19 protein-coding genes and 1 pseudogene are annotated in these 23565 nt (G+C 44.3%); 7 read left to right on the top strand and 13 right to left on the bottom strand.

The window, feature by feature from the left end; genetic code table 11:
• Positions 1 to 115 precede the first annotated feature (115 nt).
• Genes AC3CH4_RS19035 through AC3CH4_RS19025 form a run of 3 tightly spaced genes read right to left on the bottom strand, consistent with a single transcriptional unit; the run spans position 116 to position 2728 of the window.
• Complete coding sequence (locus AC3CH4_RS19035) at positions 116 to 1297, bottom strand: MFS transporter (RefSeq protein WP_146455375.1); 1182 nt, start codon at positions 1295 to 1297, stop codon at positions 116 to 118.
• Complete coding sequence (locus AC3CH4_RS19030; protein ID WP_146455373.1) at positions 1287 to 2432, bottom strand: phosphotransferase; 1146 nt, start codon at positions 2430 to 2432, stop codon at positions 1287 to 1289. Before AC3CH4_RS19030 ends, AC3CH4_RS19035 begins: the two co-directional genes overlap by 11 nt.
• 11 nt (positions 2433 to 2443) lie before the next feature.
• Positions 2444 to 2728: a GNAT family N-acetyltransferase gene (locus AC3CH4_RS19025; protein ID WP_004732803.1), complete on the bottom strand. Its 285-nt coding sequence runs from the start codon at positions 2726 to 2728 to the stop codon at positions 2444 to 2446.
• A 274-nt stretch (positions 2729 to 3002) separates the two neighbouring features.
• On the opposite strand from AC3CH4_RS19025, the gene AC3CH4_RS19020 reads away from it, so the two are divergent.
• Positions 3003 to 3749, top strand: coding sequence for a flagellar brake protein (locus AC3CH4_RS19020; protein ID WP_004732802.1), 747 nt, complete (start codon positions 3003 to 3005; stop codon positions 3747 to 3749).
• Positions 3750 to 3958: 209 nt separating this feature from the next.
• Here AC3CH4_RS19020 and AC3CH4_RS19015 read toward each other — a convergent pair whose 3' ends face one another.
• The gene (locus tag AC3CH4_RS19015) at positions 3959 to 6319 is read right to left on the bottom strand and encodes a Lon protease family protein (RefSeq protein ID WP_017083022.1); all 2361 of its coding nucleotides are present in this window, start codon (positions 6317 to 6319) and stop codon (positions 3959 to 3961) included.
• Positions 6320 to 6559: 240 nt separating this feature from the next.
• Between AC3CH4_RS19015 and AC3CH4_RS19010 the strand changes: the two genes are divergently transcribed.
• Both AC3CH4_RS19010 and AC3CH4_RS19005 read left to right on the top strand, forming a co-directional pair.
• A complete protein-coding gene (locus AC3CH4_RS19010) occupies positions 6560 to 7054 on the top strand; it encodes a hypothetical protein (RefSeq protein ID WP_146455371.1) in 495 nt (164 codons plus the stop codon).
• Between the two features lie 12 nt (positions 7055 to 7066).
• Complete coding sequence (locus tag AC3CH4_RS19005) at positions 7067 to 8695, top strand: ABC transporter ATP-binding protein (protein ID WP_146455369.1); 1629 nt, start codon at positions 7067 to 7069, stop codon at positions 8693 to 8695.
• Between the two features lie 485 nt (positions 8696 to 9180).
• Here the strand turns inward: AC3CH4_RS19005 and AC3CH4_RS19000 are convergent.
• Positions 9181 to 9294, bottom strand: a pseudogene (locus AC3CH4_RS19000) (IS6 family transposase); the annotation flags it as partial.
• 174 nt (positions 9295 to 9468) lie between these two features.
• Between AC3CH4_RS19000 and AC3CH4_RS18995 the strand changes: the two are divergent.
• The 3 genes from AC3CH4_RS18995 to AC3CH4_RS18985 all read left to right on the top strand — a co-directional run bounded on the left by AC3CH4_RS18995 (position 9469) and on the right by AC3CH4_RS18985 (position 10239).
• Positions 9469 to 9705, top strand: a complete 237-nt coding sequence (locus AC3CH4_RS18995; protein ID WP_017100443.1) for a TA system antitoxin ParD family protein — start codon at positions 9469 to 9471, stop codon at positions 9703 to 9705.
• Complete coding sequence (locus AC3CH4_RS18990) at positions 9677 to 9979, top strand: type II toxin-antitoxin system RelE/ParE family toxin (RefSeq protein WP_488544282.1); 303 nt, start codon at positions 9677 to 9679, stop codon at positions 9977 to 9979. The genes AC3CH4_RS18995 and AC3CH4_RS18990 overlap by 29 nt, the downstream gene beginning before the upstream one ends.
• A gap of 104 nt (positions 9980 to 10083) precedes the next feature.
• Positions 10084 to 10239: a hypothetical protein gene (locus tag AC3CH4_RS18985; protein WP_186733048.1), complete on the top strand. Its 156-nt coding sequence runs from the start codon at positions 10084 to 10086 to the stop codon at positions 10237 to 10239.
• Positions 10240 to 10347: 108 nt separating this feature from the next.
• On the opposite strand, the gene AC3CH4_RS18980 is transcribed toward AC3CH4_RS18985, so the two are convergent.
• The 3 genes from AC3CH4_RS18980 to AC3CH4_RS18970 form a co-directional block, all read right to left on the bottom strand.
• Positions 10348 to 10701 carry a hypothetical protein gene (locus AC3CH4_RS18980; protein ID WP_146455365.1) on the bottom strand — a complete coding sequence of 118 codons (354 nt, stop codon included), beginning with the start codon at positions 10699 to 10701 and terminating at the stop codon, positions 10348 to 10350.
• A gap of 680 nt (positions 10702 to 11381) precedes the next feature.
• Positions 11382 to 12395 carry a LacI family DNA-binding transcriptional regulator gene (locus tag AC3CH4_RS18975; RefSeq protein WP_054541431.1) on the bottom strand — a complete coding sequence of 338 codons (1014 nt, stop codon included), beginning with the start codon at positions 12393 to 12395 and terminating at the stop codon, positions 11382 to 11384.
• A gap of 96 nt (positions 12396 to 12491) precedes the next feature.
• Entirely contained in the window at positions 12492 to 15587 is a 3096-nt protein-coding gene (locus AC3CH4_RS18970) for a GH116 family glycosyl hydrolase (protein WP_488544281.1), read from the bottom strand.
• A gap of 64 nt (positions 15588 to 15651) precedes the next feature.
• On the opposite strand from AC3CH4_RS18970, the gene AC3CH4_RS18965 reads away from it, so the two are divergent.
• Complete coding sequence (locus tag AC3CH4_RS18965) at positions 15652 to 16599, top strand: aldose epimerase family protein (RefSeq protein WP_372244750.1); 948 nt, start codon at positions 15652 to 15654, stop codon at positions 16597 to 16599.
• Between the two features lie 73 nt (positions 16600 to 16672).
• Here AC3CH4_RS18965 and AC3CH4_RS18960 read toward each other — a convergent pair whose 3' ends face one another.
• From AC3CH4_RS18960 to AC3CH4_RS18940, 5 genes are all read right to left on the bottom strand, one after another.
• Entirely contained in the window at positions 16673 to 19087 is a 2415-nt protein-coding gene (locus AC3CH4_RS18960) for a glycoside hydrolase family 94 protein (RefSeq protein ID WP_488544280.1), read from the bottom strand.
• 124 nt (positions 19088 to 19211) lie between these two features.
• Complete coding sequence (locus tag AC3CH4_RS18955) at positions 19212 to 20303, bottom strand: ABC transporter ATP-binding protein (protein WP_488526216.1); 1092 nt, start codon at positions 20301 to 20303, stop codon at positions 19212 to 19214.
• Positions 20303 to 21652: a GH1 family beta-glucosidase gene (locus AC3CH4_RS18950; RefSeq protein WP_488544279.1), complete on the bottom strand. Its 1350-nt coding sequence runs from the start codon at positions 21650 to 21652 to the stop codon at positions 20303 to 20305. The genes AC3CH4_RS18955 and AC3CH4_RS18950 overlap by 1 nt, the downstream gene beginning before the upstream one ends.
• A gap of 17 nt (positions 21653 to 21669) precedes the next feature.
• Positions 21670 to 22518 (bottom strand): carbohydrate ABC transporter permease, encoded by an 849-nt coding sequence (locus tag AC3CH4_RS18945; RefSeq protein ID WP_017077012.1) that lies wholly within the window; start codon positions 22516 to 22518, stop codon positions 21670 to 21672.
• Between the two features lie 46 nt (positions 22519 to 22564).
• Complete coding sequence (locus AC3CH4_RS18940) at positions 22565 to 23551, bottom strand: carbohydrate ABC transporter permease (RefSeq protein WP_102551672.1); 987 nt, start codon at positions 23549 to 23551, stop codon at positions 22565 to 22567.
• Positions 23552 to 23565 lie beyond the last annotated feature (14 nt).

Below are 23565 nucleotides of genomic sequence, written 5' to 3'. Positions count from 1 at the left end.
ATCCGAGTATTCAAACTCATACGTTTAGAGCGTGACGCTTCTTGATAGCACATACAAAAAAGCTCCAATATCGCTATTGGAGCTTTTTATTTATCTCACCAGATTGAAATGCACATTAGCGCCAGCTAAACATCCGAACTTCATTGCCCTCTTCAGGCTTCTTAGGGATGTTTAAAGACAGCGCTAGAGAAACCACTGCCATTGCTGCACCAATGTAAAAAACTGTCGCAGGGGAAGACAACCAGATCACACCAAACGCGACTGGAATAACAACCGCTGCAATATGGTTGATGGTGAAAGAGACACCAGCGGTTGAAGCCATATCAGCAGGATCTGCAATTTTCTGGAAGTAGGTTTTGATCGCCAATGCCAACGCAAAGAACAGATGATCGACCACATACAGCGCGGCTGCCCACTCCGCAGTTTGTACTAAAGCATACCCAACGAACACACCAATCAAACCGACATACTCGAAGATCAGCGCTTTGCGCTCACCGACTACACCAATAAATCGACCAATACGTTTGGCAAACAAGAAATTAAACAGATAGTTGATTAAGAACAGTAGTGTTATATCAGCAGCCGAGTAACCGAACTTCTCTACCATCAAGAAGCCAGCAAACACCGTGAAGATCTGTCTTCTCGCGCCACTCATAAACGTGAGTGCGTAGTAGAGCCAGTAACGCTTTCTCAGCACCAATTTCTTATTTTGTTGAGTCTTGGTTTGAAACTCAGGGAAGCCAAAGGTCATCACTAAAACCAGAATAAAACCAATGCCTCCAGTAATACCGTACACCCAAGCGAAATCCAGCTTAAGCTGTTCCAACATCACCCAGATAGATCCGTACGTTATCAATGACGCGAGCGCGCCCACAGAGATCATTTTACCCAGCATCTCTGGTGCTTCTTCTTTATTCAGCCACTGCAAAGATAAAGATTGCTTGAGCGTTTCAAAATAGTGAAAGCCCGTCGACATCAAAATCGTAGTTAGTAACAAGCCTGTGAGTGTAGGAAATAAACCGGTAATCGCCGTGCCTACGGTCAGCATCGCCAGCGATATCAACATAAAGCGTTGCTCACGAATGAATGCCAAAACAAACACCACGGTAAACGCTAAGAAACCAGGAATCTCACGAACGCTTTGCAACAAGCCAATATCGGCACCATCAAAGTTCGCTTTCTCTATCACGAAGTTATTCAGCAGAGCCATCCAGCTTGAAAACGCGACAGGGACAACAATCGAAATCAGTAATAAAAAGTTTTGCGGCGTTTTCCAGCTCGCAGTTTTATCGAACATTGACGGACTCCTGTTCGTCTAATTGAGTGAGCACTCGTAAGGTCAATTGCTCAGTATACGGATTGATCTTCCAGTGTTCTGGACTCCAACCTTTTACGAAACGTTGGAAATCAGCCCACGCCACATAGAACATTGGTCGCCATGCGGCTTCGACTTCATCAAACGAAAACTGTGGCTGATAGTACGCCAATGCCTCTTCCAAGTATCGGAAGTAAGTCTCTAACATCTGTGATTCAAGCTCTGCACAATCTTGCGGCCTCACCGCACTGCTCATAAATAGAGCCACGTCTTTCATCGCACAACCATGACCCACATATTGGAAATCGACCGCAGCCGCGTTTTGGCTTTCTGAATCAAAACAGAAATTAGCGAGCTTGGCGTCACCATGCACCAAGGTTGGATACGGACACTCTCTGAGTACACAGTCGATGTGTTGCGCTTGATTCTTCAATGGTAAATCAACCAAGGCATTGAACTCATCAGGGCGTGTGTCTAAATGCCAATAAGTACCGATTTGCCACAATGACGCAGACTGCTCTTGGTCAGTATGGATATGCTTCGCATGAAAATTAGCGAGCCATTTAAGGCAAGCATCGCGTTGTTTTTGCTCTTCTAATGTGTAACCAAACGCCAGTTTAGACTGAGTATCTTTGGTTGCCAGATCATCGAAAACAGCAAGCACATTAAACTGAGAAGTTAACGGAAAACCGATTTCGGCTAAGTCTTGCATCACAATCAACCATTCGTTCTCTTGTAACTCACAATGCAGCCCTACAGGTACAGGGCAACGCTCATCCCACTGTTGAGTGAACGACTGATACCATGCCGTTTCAACTTGGTAAGAGTGCACCTTTCGTTGGTGAGAGAGTTTGGTATTCCAACCCTTTGGGTGTTCTGCTTTATCTGGTAACGCGACATGTTTAACAATCACACTTTTCAGTTCAGCATGGCCTTCTTGAGAAAAGACCAAGCGAACTAACTCGCCATATCCTCCCCACAGGCGTTGAATCACTTGGACATCAAACCCTTCATGACAACCCAACGAGGTCGCTATTTTTTGATAAAGCTCAGGCTGATTTTGACTTGAACTCGCTTCAGGTTGAGCCCGATTATTTGACGATATTGATTGAGACATATTACTCGTTGCTATGCTTTATCAGATAGAAGATGTGACCACTGTGGCTGCCTATTCATGTAGTGAACGACATAGCTACAAACTGGCACAATTTTAAAGCCTGCTTGTTCAATTTCAGGCAAGACCGACTCCATCATCACCTTGCCAAAGCCCTTGCCTTGTAGTTCATCAGGGATTCGTGTCGAGGTGATATGTAGTACATCTCCGTCCTTTTGATACTTAACGACCGCGAACTGGTTGGGTTCTAGCTCAACTGTGATCTGGTTCACTTCTTGATCCCATTTTACTGCCTGCATTCTCAACTCCTGCAAATAATTGATACGACAAACAATAAAAGTTTGAAGTATGAGTTCCTTGTAATAGACTAACGCAAGTGCATATAAATAAAACTAAGTACTTACAAACAAAGTAGTTAATTCAGTGCCATCGGCTTAATATAAAAACAGCAATGATAAAAGGCACTCTATAAATCTATGTGAGTACGCCTACTCAATCTAGCACGTAATAACCCCTTGTTAGCAAGTTACCAATATAACTAACAGACGCATGTTGGCGCATGGAGAATATATAATGAACGCACCACTGAAGAAGCCTTTGGAGCATAATCAGGCACTTCAAGATCCTCGTAACCGCACCGTTTCTACGATAAACAGCACCGATGCACTGGCCATGATTGAGCACGGCAGTGAGCTGACATTAAATGTCTCGACTCCAGTTGGCACGAAGTTTCTCGCCACCACCAAGTTTATCGGTACACACAGTGATAACTGTATTGTGGTTGAGGTTCCCGAGGTATCCAATGAAGATCTGAATTTTTTCTTTCAAGAAGGTTTTTGGATGACCGCTCGAGCCTACTCTCTGCGAGGTGAGGGCGCACTTATTCACTTTAGAAGTCAAATTCACCATAAGATTGGTGAACCCTTCCCTATTCTTGTACTTTCGACACCAAGCACGATGCAAGTCACTCAGTTGCGTAAAGAAACACGCTATGAAGTGAACTTGGCTTCAAGAATTATCTTCAACGACCAACGAGCAAACTGTGAGATAAGAGACTTATCGAAAAGTGGTTGTCGTTTTGTGACCTCTCCGACCTCTCGTGCAATTCAGATTGCCGATCGAGTGTCTATCGAGATTACACCTGAAAACTACAATGGCCCTCTTATCCCTCCTTTGAGAGGCATCATCTGTAATCTGCAAAAATCGACGCACTACGCTCGATACGGTGTGGAATTTGATGATATTGGCCGAGCTAACGCCAAACACTTGTTGGCAAAATTGAAGTTCGATGGCACCAAGCTCTGCTTACGAAACGGCTAAGATCATTTAACACACTGCGCTCATCTAATTCGTGAATTGACCAAATACAAACCACTCACTCGCGAGCTAAGTCGCAACCAATAAAAAAGCCATCGACTCTAGAATCGATGGCTTTTGCGTTTTGGCTGTTTATTTATCTGTTTATCTGTTTATCTGTTTATCTGTTTATCTAGGCATAAACTAGCTAACTATCTAGTCTAGCTATACAGCTATTTACGCAGTGCGTTCAGTTTAGCTTGAGCGATACCAAAGATAGTATCAATTGGATAGCTACCCTCATCACTTGCCTCACCTGCGGCTTTGCCTGTGAACAGTTCAATCGCCTCTGTGACATGGTCAATCGCCCAGATATTGAACTCGCCTTTTTCAACTGCTTTCACGATGTCACCGCGCAGCATTAAGTTATGAACATTCGATCGTGGGATTATCACCCCTTGTTCGTTTGAACGCCCTTTGATTTCACACACATCAAAGAAACCTTCAATTTTCTCGTTCACACCACCAATAGGCTGAGACTCACCGAATTGGTTCATTGAGCCGGTAATCGCAATATCTTGGCGGTTTGGCTGCTTAGAAAACGCAGACACTACCGCACAGAACTCGGCCATACTCGCACTGTCACCATCGACACCACCATACGATTGTTCGAAGGTGATGTTAGTGGTGAGCGGGACTTTAGCTGTCTTACCAAACACTGAAGAAAGATAAGCAGACAAGATCATCACCCCTTTCGAGTGAATACTGCCACCTAGGTCTACGTTTCTTTCAATATCAATCACTTCACCGTCACCGTAAGCTGTGGTAGCCGTGATTCGGTTCGGCGCACCAAACATATGATCGGTAGTACTAAGTACTGACAGAGCATTGACCTGCCCAACCGCCTGACCATCAACATGAATCAGCGTTGTGCCGTTAGTGAAGGTTTCCATTACGCTGTCTTGCAGTCGTCCGACACGCATCTGTTGGTTAGATAACGCTTGGTCGACGTGCGTTGCACGAATCAAGTTCGATTTTGAGCCTCTCGCCACGTAGTTTGATTCACGAAGCAGGTTCGCAATATGTGCCGAGTGCAGCGACAACTTACCTTGGTCACCCGCCTGACGAGAACTGTGCTCAATGATGCGAGCAATCGCTTTACGATCACAATGCAGCATGTTGTTGTCATGTACGATGCTCGAAATGAAGCGTGCATAATGCATTTCAGAATCCGCAGTACGCTTCATCTCATCTTCAAAATCAGCAGTGACACGGAACAGTTCACCGAACTCCGCATCGTAATGTTGCAGCAGTTGATAAGTGCGGTAATCACCAAACAAAATGATCTTAACGTCTAATGGGATGGGTTCTGGATCAAGCGATACCGCTCCCGTTAACGTGACCTCTTTTTCTAATGAAGTGAAGCTCAATTGACGCGAACGTAGCGCGCGCTTCAGGCCTTCCCAAACATAAGGCTGTTCGAGGACTTTAACCGCATCCATCAACAACACACCGCCATTGGCTCTGTGTAAGCTACCGGCGCGAATCAATGAGAAGTCCGTAAATACAGTGCCTTTAAAAGTTGCCGTCTCGACATAGCCAAACAGAGAGTGATAATTCGGATTCTCTTCAACCACGATCGGCAGCGTCTCCTCCTTCTGGCTCACAATCACGTTAACCTTGTAACGACGTGGCATTTTCTTATCCAAAGAGGCGGTCGCAACTTCTGCTTGCTCTGTGCTCTCTTCCAAGAAAATATCTGCGTTGTCGACAATGTCTTTACGCAGTGCCGTCAGGTATTTTTTGATATCTGGATATTGGCTGTAGTCTTGCTTCAATTGCTTGATGAAGTGCGTGATCACATCTCGCGCCGTATCATCATTAAGCTTTTGAATTTTCTCTGTATACGTCTCCTCAAGCTCGGTCAGTTCGCGAGAAATGGTTCGTAGACCCACTTCCAATCCATCAATGGTTTTATCGAACTGGTCTTGCTCTTCCGGCGAAAGCAGATCGAAGCTCTCTTCGGTATGAAGATCATCACCATTCATTGCGACAAACTGGTAATCACCCTGAGTGGTAATCGTCAGGTTGATGCCCTTGTCTTTCGCTTCTTGGCTAATTGTTTCGAGTGCAGCTTGTTGCTTCGTGGCCAATTGGTTTTTAAGCCTATCTGCACGGCTAAAGTACATCTCATTGTCGAATGCGAGCGGCATGGCTTTAAGCAATTTACGCATCAGCTTTTCAATGTCTTGCTTTAAGCTGCTGCCCACGCCACGTGGCAACTTGAGTACCTTCGGTGTACGAATATCTTCAAAGTTCGCGATATAACACCAATCAAAAAGCTCTTGGACCTCTTGAGTGTGTCGGTTTAGATAGCGCAAAATCATGGTGCGCTTACCCAAACCATTTCGCCCTATCGCATAAATGTTGTAACCCTTTTCCTTGATTGACATCGCGAACTCAACGGCCTTTTGTGCACGTTCTTGCCCGACGATTTCGTCAATTGGAGCCAGTTCTTTGGTCGACTTACATGGTAGCTTATCGAGTTCCGCTACCTTATACAGCTGTTCTGTATTGAGTCTTTGCATCGCCATCGCCGCCTCCTTAGTCCTTCATTACTTGGGTGTAGATAAAATCAGTGTAGATGTAATTTCCTATAAATTTAGTGACTTACGCAACATCGCCGTTCAACTGAGCAAATAACGCACAATTTGAGCCATTTTTAAGAATAACCGGCCACTTTATTTACCAACTTAACATGTGAATGATTTTAATTTGCATTTGATAATAAATATCATTAACATTTTCGAATATTATAAATTGAGGATGTGGATATGGAAATTGAACGATGCTGGATGCACTACCTAAAAGCTGAACAGTTAATGGAACAAGGTCACTGGCCAGAAGCACAGCGCCTGTATGGTGATGTTCTAACGTCTCTTCCTCACCACATCCAGGACGCTGCATACCAAGGCGACATCAAGCCCTGCCAATTTGCCTGTCTACTTGCAGGGCTTAGAGACGCAAGTGTCGCTCAATCAGAGATTTTCAACCGTTTAGGCCATCATCAGCAAGCCTTCGACACCTTGAATCAGTCTTACGCACTGATGCAATTTATCTCTCTCGAAAGCACAGAACTGATCCAACGCACCTATTCACTGCTGGAAAAACAGAGTGAAGATCTACTCAATCATTTGATCGCTTTTTGCAGTGCTCAACGCAGTTCGTATTGGATGCTCGAACTAGAACAAATTCAACGTGCTCATCACCATTTTGGGCAACTTAAAACCACGTCAGAAGTGAAATCTTCACCTAATGTCTTAAATTGATAAGGATATATCATGTCGGACCGGGCCATTCTTAAAGTCAATAACCTCTCCGTTAGCTTCACAACCAATGATGGAATCATTGATGCGGTAAAAAAGGTTAACTTTACCCTTAATTCTAGCGAAACCTTGGCCATTGTTGGTGAATCAGGGTCAGGTAAATCAGTATCTTCTAACGCACTCATGCGTTTGCTCCCTGATAACGCCATCATTGATGCTCAATCTGAAATAGAATTTGAGGGGCAATCAATACTTGGCAAGACTGAACGAGAAATGCAGTCGATTCGTGGCGACAGAATCGGCATGATCTTTCAGGAACCGATGACCTCTCTCAACCCATACCTGCGCGTGGGCACACAAGTGGCTGAAGCCATTATGTGTCACCGCAATGTATCGAAATCAAAAGCAAAACAGCGTGTGCTAGAGCTCTTCAATCTTGTGCATTTACCCATGCCAGAGCAAGCATATAACAAATACCCGCATGAGTTTTCAGGCGGTCAGTTGCAGCGCATCATGATTGCGATGGCTTTGATCAACGAGCCCGATATTTTGATTGCCGACGAACCCACTACGGCATTAGATGTAACGGTTCAGGCTGAAGTGCTCTCTTTGATCAAAGAGATTCAAAGCAAGATGGGCATGGCGATTTTGTTTATCACCCATGACCTTGGCGTAGTAAAACATTTTGCCGACCGTGTTCTGGTAATGTGCAAAGGTGAGCTAGTTGAAGAAGGAATGACTCAAGCCTTATTCGAGAATCCAAGACACGATTACACACGCATGCTGATTAACTCGATTCCTAAAGGCGCTAAGGTTCCTGTTGAGGCGTCAGCCCCAGAGCTATTGTCTGCTGACGATATCCGAGTTCAGTTCTTAGTTAAATCACATTTCATCAAGAGTAAAAGTCAGTACTTCGAAGCCGTAAAAGGGATTTCGTTGAATCTTAAACAAGGCGAAACGCTAGGCATTGTAGGTGAATCAGGGTCAGGTAAATCGACTCTTGGACGTGCATTAATCGGCTTGCTGCCAAGTACCGGACGTATTGTTTACAAAGGCCAAGACGTTAGCTTATTAAATGATAAAGAGCGTCACAAGCTCAAGAAAGATGTCCAAATGGTGTTCCAAGATCCTTATGGTTCTTTATCACCACGCATGACAGTTGGGGAAATCATCACCGAAGGCTTAACGGTGCATCAACCTCATCTATCCAAGCAAGAACGTTTAGAAAGAGCGCGCAAAGCATTGATTGAAGTTCGCTTAGAGCCGAATTCAATAAACCGTTATCCGCATGAGTTCTCTGGCGGGCAAAGACAACGTATCGCGATTGCTCGCGCACTGATTCTAGAGCCCTCTTTCATTTTGCTGGATGAACCGACTTCAGCACTCGATCGCTCAGTACAACTGACCGTGATTGACCTGCTGAAAGACATTCAAGCCAAGCACAATATTGGTTTTCTGTTCATCAGCCACGACCTCTCGGTAGTGAAAGCACTATCGGATCGTGTATTGGTGATGCAGAAAGGCGAAGTGATGGAAGAAGGGTCTGCAGAAGAGATTTTCAATGCACCGAAAAATGACTACACCAAGAAGTTAATCGCAGCGTCATTCGACTTAGAAAATAAATCGAAAAAAAATGCGGCGTAACGGGAACTAATCAACATTAACAGCGTCTTATAAGTACATTCTGAATATGTATCGCTACTCAAGATAGTTGGAGTTGCAGCTAGGCAACAAATAAGTTCAGCCCTATGAGCATAGGGGCTCTATGTGATTAGGGTGAACTTAGGCAGTTAACAACGCTGCGGCTACAAATATGAAGAGTAGAATGGATTGAAATCTAGAATGGATATAGCAAAACTGGTTTGGCCGCCAAAAGAAAAATGTCGCATGGATGCGACATTTTTCGTTTCTGGCATATATGAAAAATCAACTCAGTGATTATGAAGGTTTGCTAAAACTGACGGACTTTTAACAGGGTTAGCTGATAGTCGGATCACAGCCACAGAGTGGCTTGGTTCAACTCGTTTTTGGACAAAAATTTGTTAGCGTATCTGCGAAATTAGCAATTAATGAAGAACTCCAGGTATGGAAAATCGCTTAACTTAGCGTTCAGTATTGATGGTGCGGGTTACACCACGCTCACTCTGAATCTCTTCGATTTCACAATAACTGAGTTTATAGGCGAGATAATAACGTACGATTTCAAGAATAACTTCAGAAGGAAAGTGGCAGCCTTTAAACATTAAGAGTCAGTAACATGAATGGAAATTAAGCAAATCTTAACTTAAAGACTCAAAGTTTGCGACAGAACCCCAAAGCCTCACACCAGCAGGTATTTTGCTGCAAGTTGCCACATATGATGCAATGCGCTACAATTGACATCAACAAACAAATGACCATCGACCAAGGTAAGACATATGGCTACTACAAGCGTTAGACTTGATGAGAGCCTAGTAGATAGAGCTGCAACCATTGGAACAGCTTTAAATCGAACGACCCCCAAGCAAATTGAGCATTGGGCGAAAATAGGCAAGATCATGGAGGATAACCCTGACTTAACCTACGAGTTCGTACTGCAGGCAATCATCGCTAAAGCCGAATTAGAGCACGGGAATACGACCTCTTATGAATTTAGCGAAAGTAACAAAGATTGAGCAAACTACGACATTTGCCAAGACCGTAAAAAAGCTACACAAAAACCAGAAACAAGATCTAGATAAAGCAGTAAAAGAGGTTATAGAAAACCCTTATATTGGCGTGATGAAGAAAGGCGATTTGTCTTTTCTTAGGGTGCACAAGTTTAAGATGAACAAGCAGCTCACCTTCCTTGGGTACAACTACGATGAAGACGGGACGTTAGTCCTGACCCTAATGGCGTTGGGCAGTCATGAAAACTTTTATCGAGATGCATCCAGAACATTTAGATAACCAAAGCCTCGCCAAGTGCGAGGCTTTTTTGTGCCTGGTACTTTGTGTGAAGTGTTAATTCCATCTCTGAAGGCTTGATTATTAAAGGGCTTGAGGGAAATAAGATGAGCAGATTACCAAAATCAATTATTAGATTTGGCTCTGGATCACACCCAATTGAAATGCTCATTTATGGTGGCAAAGAACCAAGTGATGATCCTTGGACAAGCCGATTTATTGGCGATTGGCCTCTACCGGTTTGGCAGCGCGGCCTAGTCTGAACAGTTGACACTATAAACTTCTTCAAAAGAATATACCTTTATTTTTAACCACAAATAAAAAATTAGGAAGGCATTTTAGTTTAGATTCGTTTGAACTCGCATTTATAGCTAAGCGTTATTGAACGTTCTTTGTAGGTCTTTCCTCATATCTTGATCCATACAAGAATTATACTTGATGATAATATTGCCTAACGATTCTTTTGTTTTAATCTTATCAGATAGTAATTCTTGCTTTGAAACATTACGACTAAAATACAAAGCCATTGCCTCAAAAACATTCGTATATTTAGGCTCATGGTGATCCACATACAAACCAAAACTATATATATTGACCTTGCCTAATTGAATCATCAGAGTTTTCTCTTTGGTTATTGGGCAACTCATTTGTGATAAAATCTCCTCTAAGTGACATGCAACTGATTCGTAATGACTCGGAACTTCAAACTCAAATTTCTTACTCATAATAAACTTAACCTTTAAATAAAATGTCTTGGATGCAATTATACACTTTTTAAAAACCTCAAGTTTGAACAGAAAATAACCATTAGAACAAATAGAGAATTAGCGCCTATTTTTACGAAAATCAGTACTTCAAATAGATGATATGAGACATTTTTAGTGCCATTAAAATCAAGTCGCCACCTAATGTGACGTACAAATGGTGACATATAAGATTTTTGAACCAATAAAGGTAGTGTTCTAGATATTTACATCAAAGTCATTGTGTTTTATTTGTACGAAAACCGGTTATTCATATCGTTCTCTAAAGAGTCGAAATGTCGTTAGCCCTTTTTTTTATTGGTGTGCGCGTTATTCGGATGTTTTATTGTTGTTTGACATTTCCTACTTTATAAAATCCAACCTTATTTTAGAATAGCTTCTCATGTCTAGCTCTATTTCAGCCGGTGATAGAGGTTTCCGTATCACGCATTACACTCTCGTTGGCACCTTCATTAAAATTCCCCTGTAGTAATTGATTTCGGGCAGAAGTGCTTTAGCTTACCTACCCCATATTGAACAATGTGAACGCGTAAATATCAGCAGTGAGATCGATAGCTTTACTCAGCGATACCTGCCCAATGCCCTGCATTTACGTCAATCCGAATCATCACGGGCGCACCACCTTGATGCTTGTCTTAAAATTAACGATACAATGACTTGGTCGACTCTCTGACGATTAGATCAATGGGTGGCAATCGCGCTTCATGCCTCTCGCCAGATAACAAGTTCAAAATCGACTGAGCACACACCTCACCAATCTCTTCAATCGGCTGTCTCAGCGTCGTCAGGGCTGGCGTGAAATACTTAGACGTAGGCAAGTCATCAAACCCGATCACCGACACATCTTCTGGCACTTTATAACCGTGATCATGCAATGCCTTAATCGCCCCGTAAGCCGTTTGATCATTGGCTGCGAATAGAGCGGAAAAATGAACCTTCGACTCTATTAATTCAACGGTTTTCTCGTAGCCTGACTCACTACTGAAATCACCCTGTTTAACGAGTTTTGGCATCACTTTTATGCCCGCCTCTTGAAGTGCTTTCTTATAGCCTTCAAAGCGATTCCCCGAATCAGGTTGACTTGAAAGCCCCTTAATATGAGCAATATTCACATGCCCTTGTTGCAGTAAATGTAAGGTTGCCATGTAGCCGCCCAACACGTTATCAATGTTGATGGAGCGGACGTTATTCTCAACAAAATCGTAGCCAACCATCACGATAGGAATGTCTTGTGCATACTTGGCAATCTCTTCCTGAGTAATGCTTCCTGTCACGATGATCATGCCATCCACGTTACTTTTTGCAAGATACTCCAACGCGTGCATTTCCAACTTTTTCTGCCAATGCCCTGTCGCGATCACTAACGAATAGCCTTGAGCGATCAGTGTTTTCTCCATGTCATTGAGAATACGACTGGTATAAGGGCTGTCAGGGTGTTGCACCAACACACCAATGGTGAGTGAACGTCGGTTGGTGTTTTCTTGCATTTGAAAATTAGGTTTGTAGCCAGTGTCTTTAATCGCTTGCTCAATATTTTGGCTTTTATCGTCAGACACATAAGTGGTTCGATTAAGGAAGCGAGACACGGTGCTGGGAGAAACGCCAGCCAGTCTTGCTACATCGTATACTGTTGTTTTTTTTGTTTTAGTGCGCATCTCGATACCCTAATCAAGTGACATTCGGGGAGCTTGAAGCTCCCCGTCAATTTCAACCTGCATACCACTGCTTTAGCTGAAGCTTGTGTCATTAAGTTAATACAAGTAGGCGAAGATCATCCCCGGTCTAAAATAGCGGCCAGCTGTATATTTCAAGCCAGTACTCAATAGCCATTTGTGTAAGCCTGCCAGTTTTTCTAGCGGAATTTCACCGCCCATCATTTTAACAAAATTGTCAGTATCTTTCGTTAATGTTGGGTTGATACGACCGTCAGACAGCACACACTTTTGACATTTAAGTACACTTAGCCAGTTTTTCGCATCATTTTGCGACACTTTAAACACTTCTATAAGATCTTTCTCATTGACAGACACAGAGCAATTGAATCCTTCTGGCGCTGCAAATGGAATTTTCGAATAGTCATAGAGTGCGGTATACACGGTATCCATCAATGTTTCTGCTTGCTGTGATTTACCCGCTAAATTCAACGCTGTTGCCACACTAAACTGAACACCAATCCACACATCTTGTGCCTGAAATGCTTCATGTGGTGAGCCATCGGCTAACGTCATATTCGCAACACCCAACTCAGGACTGTTAATTTCGAAGTTATGCTTATAAACATAGTCCAATGCGCGTTGGATATTCTCTTGCGGGAAAATACCGTCCAAGCCGATGAGCTTTAGGTAACTGTCGGCCAACAAGGCATCACCAAAACTGTTGTCAGAATCTGGCACTAAATCTAAGTATTCTTGTATAAAAGCTTGAGGCGCAGTCTCACTCAGCAAGCGTTTCTTAGAGACTCTTTGAGATACCTTACTAATGTTGATGGAGGTATCCGTTTCATTTAAATAGGCATTTAGCGTGTTCTTGTCAGCAATCGCATCACCCGTCAAAGTCAGGCCCAAGGTTTCCAGAGCTTGATAGCCCGCACCGGTTAGATGCTTGGCTTGAACTGGCGTCACGAAGAAGTGGTAGTAACCCTCTTTGTCATCCCACAAGCTTTGCTCAACCGTGGCTAACGCCTTTTTAGAACGCGTTAAGTAACCGCTAGCTAGCTCGCTTTCACCCATCAATTGTGCAAGTTCGCTCGCGGCTTGTAGGCCAGCAACCCAAAGGCTCGCACAGTAAATTGAGATGCCGTGAGACGCGAGGTTATCAAAGGTATCGTCTGTGCCTCGGGTTAGTGGTAAATCGTCACCTTCAGCGATCAAATTCGATAAGAAATCGATGCTTTCAGTTACCGCTTGCCAGCACTCTTTAACCACAGAGAGATCTTGGGTGTTTTGGTAATGGCGGTACACCATCAGAATGTATTTCGGCGCTAAGTCCTTCCACTCTTTCACGTTGTGCCAGCTGTAAGCGTCGGGCTGGATGTCAAACGGACTACCCAAGTCGTGGATTACCGCACCTCGAATTGCACGCACGCCTTGGTACTTGTCATCAATCAATTCGGCATTGGGCGTCGCTTCGTATTCCCAGTAACGGCGCTCGGTAAAGTCTTCCGCCAAAATGGCCTTAGAAAACTCTTTCATCACGCAGCCATCAAGCTCAGGCAACAAATAAAGCAGTGAGAATGAGCCGTAGAAATACACATCCAGAGAGTTAAAGAATGGGTAGTCGACACACTCTTTTACTAAGAATTTATCTTCTTTATCCCATACCGTTGATTCCGCTAAGAAAGACAGTGAGTTCATCGCCATCGTCGCATAGCGAAGTGCTGAATCAGGCTGCGAGATCTTGCTTTGAGCTTGCTCTAGGAAGGCTGCTTGTTGCTTCACGATCTGTTGCTCAATCGCTTCTAGCTCAGGCAATACGTCTTCTAACATCGGCAGAGCGGGTTTAGCTTGAGGGTAGAATTGCGTGTAAGCCTTCTTTGAATGCCAACCATTAAGCATGACTTTGCTGTGTGCCATTACTTGCGCAAAACGCAGGTCAACAGACTCTCCCGCTTCTAGCTCAACCTGCACCACAACCAAAGCGCTCAGTGCTTCACGCCCCGTGTAAATTCCTGTTTGGAACTCAGTGTTTGTGCGGCCTGTTTTCAGTGCGAACTCTGTTTGCTGAGCACTCTTAGAGGTGTAAAGCGTTGGCTTCACAGAAATCGAGACCTTGCCAGATTCCACCAAATGGTTATCCGCTTGAACACCAAACACCACTTCGCCTTCAATATCGCTCTGATAAGGCGATTGGCTAGAAAGCTGAACTCCCGTAAAGCTGTGACTTTCGCCTTTTAAGTTAACCACTTCATGCTGCTGAGCGATCGGGTTTTGAGACAAGGTACACGCCGAATCTTGAATGCCATCGCGACCTTTTTGATAGGTTGAACCAATCAAGTTTTGTAGCGGTTGAGCAAGCGTAATCACGCGTGGTTGCGATGAATTATTTGTTAATTCGAAGTGATTCCAGTGCATCGGTAAAGAACAGAGGCGTTTGTTCTCTTTAACGATCGGAGAGACTACCTTACGCTTTATATTAATATCTTCGAAGCTGCTGTATTTATATTCAGCCAATGGATACAAAGCTTGATATTCTATATCTCTACCATTAACTCTATCTATATCACTGCCATTGATATTATCCATATTATTATCACTCGCAGTGAGTGATAATAATCTCGTTGTATCATTTATTAATAAACCATTAAAGAAATCTAAGACTACATATAATTGACAAATAGTTGAACCTGAATCTTCTTCAATCAACAATTGAGTCTTATTTGAAAATTCAACGTTCCACTTTGTAAAGTTAGCTTTATTTTCTTGGTAGAAGCGACCATTTTTTAATGCTGATCGAATCAGGTTAATCGCATTCGATATGTTTTTGCTTTCGATCTTCTTGCCATCGAACAAAGCAGGATAAAAGTTCAGGTGAACACTCAACTCTTCTTCGCTAAGAACTTGCAGCGTGTCGATGGTTGGCGCATTCATCACAGACGCATAAAAATCATTAAAATTAATAACTTGTTCTGAACAATCGACAAAGATTCCCGGAATAAAGCTGAAGTTCGGCGTGTTGCCGTTTGGTGTGAGTGTAAATGTGTTACCAATTCCGCCGACTGCCATACCGGTATTTTCTGGCGTGGTCGAAATTGGCGTGTACCAAGGTTGAATAAATTCAACTGCATCACCTTTTTTACACAAGTGCTCTGAATTTCCTGAGTAGCTCGTATATGGAATTTTATTATTCATTTTAAAACCGCCATTGAATATTTTTTTCTTCTTGTTAATATCTTTTAAAAATGGAGACATCAACATGTTTAAAATTATAAATGAAAAATTTGGAAATATTGACTCTGTCACATTAATAAACCACCAACATGGTATAGAACTTCAAATAATCAATGGATTTGGTTCTATTATTAATAAATATATCGTAAATAACAGTCCATTCTCTTTTATTTGTGGTTATCAGAATTATGATGAACTGATCAACCAACATCCGTTCTTTTCCCGCAGTGCTAAATTATTCCCTTTTCCAAACCGTTTAAACTTAGGTCGTTACAGTTTCGATAACCAAAACCATCAACTCCCAGCTAACTTTCCTTGGTCTGATCACGCCGTACATGGCCTGCTCTACAACCAACCTTTTTCAATCACAAACAGCGTAGCCACTGAAGAATCCGCCAGTGTGACGTTGCAGTATCAAACGTCGTCTTTGCATCCTGCTTTCCCGTTTGCGTTCAACCTTGAAGTAACCTTCAATGTCGACATCACGGGTAAACTCACTTCCTCAACGACCGTCTCTAATCTTGGTGATTCTGCATTCCCATTCGGTGATGCTTGGCACCCTTATTTCTCACTCGGCACTGAGCTAGAACAATGTGGGCTCGCTATGTCGCCTTGCTCTGAGGTCATCCACGAAAACGACCTACCCAATGGTGAAAAACTGGCTTTTGACTGTTTGTCTTTGGACGATTCACTCACCAATCAAAGCTTAAATCACTGCTTTGAATTTGATTCCAAGACAACCAATCAACTTGCGTTTACGCGCTCAGATTCGTCTGCCGCAATTCGCTATCAACAAGATGCAAGCTACCCATTCGTTCAGCTTTACACACCGACTAGCGAGCAAAGTATTGCAATAGAACCAATGACTTGCCCAGCTGATGCGTTCAATAACCAGATCGGCTTATTGACGCTTAGCCCGAACCAATCTCAGACCTTTATTTGGCAATGCCAAGCCAGCTATCAACCACAGTGATGCAACCAAAATAAAGCGACACTAAAGAGAAACTAAAAAGCAATAAAGGGCGCATAAAGCGCCCTTCTCTTTGTTAACCTAAAATCACCTTGATGGTGTGCTCACCCGATGTAAACACTGGCGCTTTATTACCTGAAATTAGGTCACCGTTGACCTTCATTTCAACCACTCCCTTACACACGTTATTTGGGTTGGTAACATGGATGTTGTAGGTCGCGCCACGGAACTGACGACGGACTTTGAATTCAGGCCATTCTGCCGGAATGCAAGGATCCACCAGCAAGCCATCCACTTCAGGACGAACACCCAGGATCCATTGCGTACCCGCAACGTAGGTCCAAGATGAAGTACCAGAAAGCCATGCATTTCGGCCTAAACCAAATTGCTTATGTTCGTCACCCAAGATGTTTTGTGGGTAGCAGTATGGCTCAGATTCGAAGGTATCAATATCATCATTCTTAGAAGCTGGGTTGATTTGACGGTAGTACTCGTAAGCACGCTCACCGTTGCCCATTTTCGCTTCTGCGATCATCACCCATGGGTTTGAATGCAAAAAGATACCGCCATTCTCTTTCGCACCTGGTGGGTACGTCGAAACGCCACCTAGCTGCGGATCAAAGCCGTTGTAGCCAGGTGTTGAAAGCTTGATGCCATTGGTGGTGTTCAGCTTGTTGTAAACAGAATCTAGAGCTTGAGTTGCACGTTCTTGAGTCGCGAAACCAGAGATCACAGGCCAGCTTTGACCGTTGGTGTAAATCTGCCCTTGCTCATTTTTATGAGAGCCGATTGGCAAACCTTGCTCATCAAAGTAACGAACAAACCACTCACCATCCCAGCCGCACTCATTGACCGTACTCTGCATTTGCTGATATTGGTCTTTGAACTTAGCCGTCAGTTTCGCTTCGCCGCGCAACTCACACAGGTCCAACATATCGAGCAATGCCTTACCGTACATGTTAGCTACCATCATCGACTCAGCACCGGTTGGCAGGTTCACCGTGTCATTCCAGTCAGCAAAACCTAATAGTGGTAGACCGTGCTCACCGGTATTGGTGTAAGTAAATTCAATAGAACGACATAAGTGGTTCCAAACCGTTCCGGTTTCAACGGGGTTGCCAGCTTTGTCTTTTTGATAGAACGGGATCTCTTTATTCAAGAAGTCTGCATTACCCGTTTCTTTCACATATTGAGTTACCGCGTAGATGATCCACAGGTGATCATCGCCGTAGTAATCAGGGCGATCTTCCTCTTCACGAGAGTCACCCGCGTTCGCTTCCATCGTTGATGGGAAGAACTGATGCATCGCAGAACCGTTAGTATTCTGAACAGACAAGAGACGCTCAATGAACTCACGCGCCTCTTCTGGCATGTGAGTAATCACACCCAAAGTATCTTGAGAAGAGTCACGGAAACCGATACCACGAGCGCCATAGCCAAGCTGATACAGAGACAGGTAACGAGACCAGTTCTTGGTTGTGTGGCACTGACGTGGGTTATGTACGTTAAGCATTGAGTTCATTGCTGGGTCTGGCGTTTCAACCTGAACCGCTTGTAGGTAACCATCCCAATGTTCAGCCAGTTCAGCGAAAGCAGAATCGACCACTTGATGGTCACGATATTTAGCCAATAGAGGCAGTGCAGCTTCTAGGCTCTGTTCTTGCGCGATTTGTACAATCGTACGTTCGGTCTGCTCTGGTGATAACCAACCCAAGCGCAGATTTAGTGCGCCAATGTTATCGCCACGCAAGCACTCAGTATTACCCAGTTCATCATTGTTTAGCGCTTCTGGCGCTGCCCATGTACCGTATCCCAAATTGCCTAAAAACGACTGGCGATCACCGTCAAAAGAAGTCGCAGGGCGATCCGCTGTCATAAGGTTAACCGCGTAATCACGCTTCATGAAAGCGTATTGCTCAAGCACGGTATGACCCGACTCTTGCTGATGCGCTTTAAGCGTCATAGTTTGTGGAACCCAGTCTGCGTTTAATAGTTGCTTAAGTGCATCAAAGTGAGTGAACTCATACACGGGTACCACATCAACGTGCAGCGCTTTGTCTGAAATGTTGGTGACTTTGATGTCTTGCAACAGTACTTGGTCAGACTTTGGCACAAAGAAGGTCGCTTCACAGCGCACACCGAATGCTTCCGCAATAATGGTGGTGTAAGACAAACCCGTATGGTTTTCAAACTTATCCAATGGCTTCAGAGTTGGTGTGTAAAAAGGAGAAAACACTTCTACATTCCCTGCTTCATCACGCACCTTAAGGTATAAGGTCGAGCCTTTGAAATCTGAGTTTGGCAGTTGAGCAATGTACTTGGTGATGCGGTTGAGTGCCGGATCGCCTTTACACAACAACACGCCGCCGTTGCTATCTACAATGCCACCGAAATCTAATGTGCCCACATAGTTACACCATTTGATCGGTGTACACGGTGTGGTTGCTACGTATTCTTTGTTTTTATCGTCAAAATATCCGAATTTCATCATCACTATCCCCAGCCCCTCCCAAATCAGGAAGGGCCAAACAATTTGTCGTAAGTTGGTTGATATCAGCTCGATGGCTGACTGAACCATTTGAATCTGTTGTCTCGAACTCGCTTTATTTAACGAACTAGCTCGCTAGCGAGTTCTCACTCAGAGCATCGAACAAGTGGAAAGCATCCAAATCCAAATAAAGTGTCAGCTCTTTCACATCGACTTCAGCGGCTTGGGTTTCAACCATCAGCGGTTGACCGCCAATTTCTGTTTTCAGAAGAATGCTTGCGCCCAGTAATTCCTTGTCTTTGATTTTCACAGGGAATGGCAGTACGCGGTCGTGGTCAACTTGCTCGGCACGTAGGTGAATGTCCGTTGGACGAACACCAAAATGCAGCGCTAGGTTCTTAGATGCCAGAGACTTAAAGCGCTCAGGAAGTGGGATATGAACATCGCCAATTTCAACGAAGTACTCACCTTCAGTCTCAGTCAGTTTCGCTTCCAGCATATTCATTGACGGGTTACCAATGAATTGCGCGACAAACTTGTTAGCAGGGCGTTGGAACACCTCAGTTGGCGTACCGACTTGTGCCACATAACCGTCTTTCAGAATCACGATACGATCCGCCAGTGTCATCGCTTCAATCTGATCGTGCGTTACGTAAATCGTGGTCGTTTTTAGTTCACGGTGCAGGTGTTTGATCTCTTCACGCATCACACCACGAAGTTTCGCATCTAGGTTAGATAACGGCTCATCAAACAAGAAAACCTTCGGCGTACGAACCATTGCACGACCCATCGCAACACGCTGACGCTGACCACCAGAAAGCTCTTTTGGCTTACGGTTCAGTAGCGGGTCAAGCTCTAGCATTTTCGCCGCTTTTAGCACTTCTACGTCGATTTCTGCTTTCGGCATGCCTTTCAGTTTTAATGCAAAGGCGATGTTCTCGTACACCGTCATATGTGGGTACAGAGCGTAGCTTTGGAATACCATCGCCAAGTCACGGTCTTTCGCGTCGACTTTATTCATCAACTTACCGCCAACGACGATGTCACCAGAGCTGATGCTTTCAAGGCCAGCAAGCATGCGTAGCGTTGTTGATTTACCACAGCCAGATGGGCCAAGGAAAACCACGAACTCGCCGTCTTCAACCGTAAAATCAAACTCTTTTACAACCTCAACATCACCGAATGATTTCTTGATGTTCTTAAATTCTACTTTAGCCATTATCTGTTCTCCTCAGCGCGCTCTAGAAGCATATTTCGGTACGCAATTGCGCTCTGTTTCAATGTTCTTTCTTGGGTGGTGTAGTCAACATGGACAATGCCAAAACGCTGGCAGTAGCCGAATGCCCACTCAAAGTTATCCATCAAGCTCCAAGCGAAGTAACCATCGACTTTCACACCCGCTTCAACGGCGTTGTGAACCGCTTCGATGTGACCTTGGAAATAGCGAACTCGTTGCTCATCCATCACTTGTCCGTTAACGCGCTCGTCGTTGCCCGCAGCACCATTTTCAGTAATGTAGATAGGTGGCATATTTTCGTAGCGAGCATCCAGTCTGACCAATAAGTCGGTTAAACCTTGTGGGTTGATCTCCCAGCCGATGTAAGTGTGTTCAGCTTCAGTTTGTTTCACCGATTCAATATCGCCGTTCTCATTGAAGCGAGCGACATTGCGTGTGTAGTAGTTGATACCGATGTAATCGACAGGTGCGCTGATGATGTCTAAATCACCTTCAAGGATCATTGGCATGTTCATCGCTTGGCGTTCAACCACTAACTGTGGGTACTCGCCTTTCAATACTGGGTCGATGAACCAGTGGTAGTTTTCCGCTTCACAATAGTCGGCTGCACCTTGATCTTGTGGTGTCAGCGGGTAAGCTGGCGTCGCGTTGAATACCACACCATGCTTAGCATGAGGTGCATTCTTGCGAAGAATCGGCATTGCCAAACCGTGTGCCAGCATTAGGTGGTGAGACGCTAGGTAGCCCTCTTTCTCACCTTTGATACCTGGCGCGTGTTCGCCCCAGCGGTAGCCTAGGAATGCAGACACAAACGGTTCATTGAGCGTGGTGTACACATCGATGTTGTCACCAAAGTATTTACTCACCACTTCTGCGTATTCTGCGTATTTGTAAGACGTTTCTCGGTTTAGCCAGCCACCCTTATCTTCAAGGTATTGCGGAAGATCCCAGTGATAAAGCGTCACATACACCTTCATTCCACGAGCATGGCACTCATCAATAATTTGCTCGTAAAACTCTAAGCCTTGTTGGTTCACGACACCGTCTTGCGGCAGGATGCGCGGCCATGCAATAGAGAGACGGTAAGCATCAACGCCTAAACCTTGTATCATCTCGATGTCTTGCTTCCAAAGGTGGTAGTGGTCACACGCCACATCACCATTGTCGCCGTTATCGACCTTGCCCGGCGTCTTGCAGAAAGTGTCCCAGATAGACGGTGTACGACCGCCCTCTTCAACGCCGCCTTCAATTTGGTATGAAGATGTCGCGACACCGAATACAAATTCCTTACTGCGTAACTTTGAATCACTTGGAAGTTGATATTTATTCATTGTTATAACCCTTAAACCTAACCTTTGACTGCGCCGGACGTTAAACCACTGATCATCTGTTTCGATGCGAACAAGTAAGTAATCACGAGTGGTAAAATTGAAATTGTAGTACCTAGCATCACCGCGCCCCATGGCGTATTTGGAATGCCTTGAACACTTCGAAGTGCTTGCGTAATAACATAGTTATCTGGGTTGTTGAGCACCACGAGAGGCTGCATAAACATGTTCCAGAAGAAAACGAATTGAACGATAGCCAGTGTTGCTAATGCGGGCTTCATCAGTGGCAATACCACACTCCAGTACGTTCTAAACTCACCAGCACCATCCAGCTTTGCGGCTTCCAATAGCTCTTTAGGAATCGATGCAATCACGTGCTGACGCATCAGGAAGATACCAAATGGTGTCGTTGTGAACGGCAGCCACACCGCCATATGGTTGTCTAACAAGCCTAGGAATTTCACGATCATGAAGTAAGGGATCAAGCTAAGCACCGGCGGAATCGCCATTGAGCCAACCAGCATGCCGAACAACACGTTCTTACCGCGGAACTTAAACACAGCAAACGCGTAACCACCCATGCTACAAAACAGCAGCGAGATGGTGGTGCCTAAGAAAGCCACGTAAATCGAGTTAAACATCGCTTTCCAAAACGGCATGATTTCAAGCAATTTGGCGTAGTTAATCGCCAGGCTATCGCCAATCGCAAAGCTAATGCCCGTGCCGAAAATTTCAGAACGGTCACGCGTTGATAGCAGTGCCGACCATACAAATGGAAAGACTGTAATTAGCGCTGAAACAACCAGTAAAATGCCTAACATGACCATCAAGATCTTAGTCAGAATATACATGCTGCGTTCGCTTGGCATCAGTCCACTTAGTGGTGAGGTATTTGTCTTAATTGATGTCGACATCTTAATGTTCCCCTAAGCCTTTCTTACCGAAGAGTAAAAATTGAACCAATGTACAAGTCGCGATGAGTGCAAACAGTAACCATGAGATAGCAGATGCTGTGCCCATTTCTAGCCATTCCCAACCCACTTTGTAGAGGTACATCGAGATAGTTAAACCAGATTGGCCAGTACCACCTGTACCACGTGTTAATACGAACGGTTCTTCAAACATTTGCAGGTTACCGATGATGGTCATCGTGATAGCAAAGAAGATGAATGGACGAATCATTGGTAGTGAAATGTTCCAGAAGCGGCGGAAGGCATTGGCACCATCCATACGTGCAGCTTCTAAGATGTCTTTAGGTATCGTCATTAAACCCGTCGTGTAAAGGACGATGTTAAAACCGGTGTATTTCCAGAAAACCATGATTGCGATAGACGGCTTCACCATAGTGGCATCGTCTAACCAACGGATTGGTTGGAAATCGTTAACCCAAGCGAATGCCCAACCAAACAGCGTGCTATCGGCCAGAGCCATTAGCGTTTGGTTAATGATTCCTGAGTTAGGAGAGTACATGTTGAAGAAAATCAGTGACGCTGCGACCGTTGAAGTGATAAACGGTAAAAAGTACGCTGATGTTAGCCAGTGACGCATGCGATCACCCATAGAAACCAACATGTAAGCCACTGGAATAGCAACTAAATGCTGAGCCACACCTGACGTGATAGCTAACCAAAACGTATTCTTCAATGAACGCCATAACCACGGGTCAGTCAAGGCAATATGATAGTTCTCAAAACCAACGAACTCCATTGCATCCATGCCTCTTACCGGGTTCCACTCGTGGAACGACAGGTAAACGGAGAACAACAGCGGGAAGATCCCAAATACAGAAAAAATGATCAGAAACGGCAGAAGAAATCCATACGGTGTAAGCGCTTTCAAATTTAGACGAGAAAAAAGACTTTTATCCGCAGGTTCCATCGTTGTGCTCGCTGTATGATTCATAGTAACGACCTCTT

This window comes from Vibrio sp. QJM3NY_26 (assembly GCF_057786005.1).
This window is presented reverse-complemented; position numbering and strand designations above follow the sequence as displayed.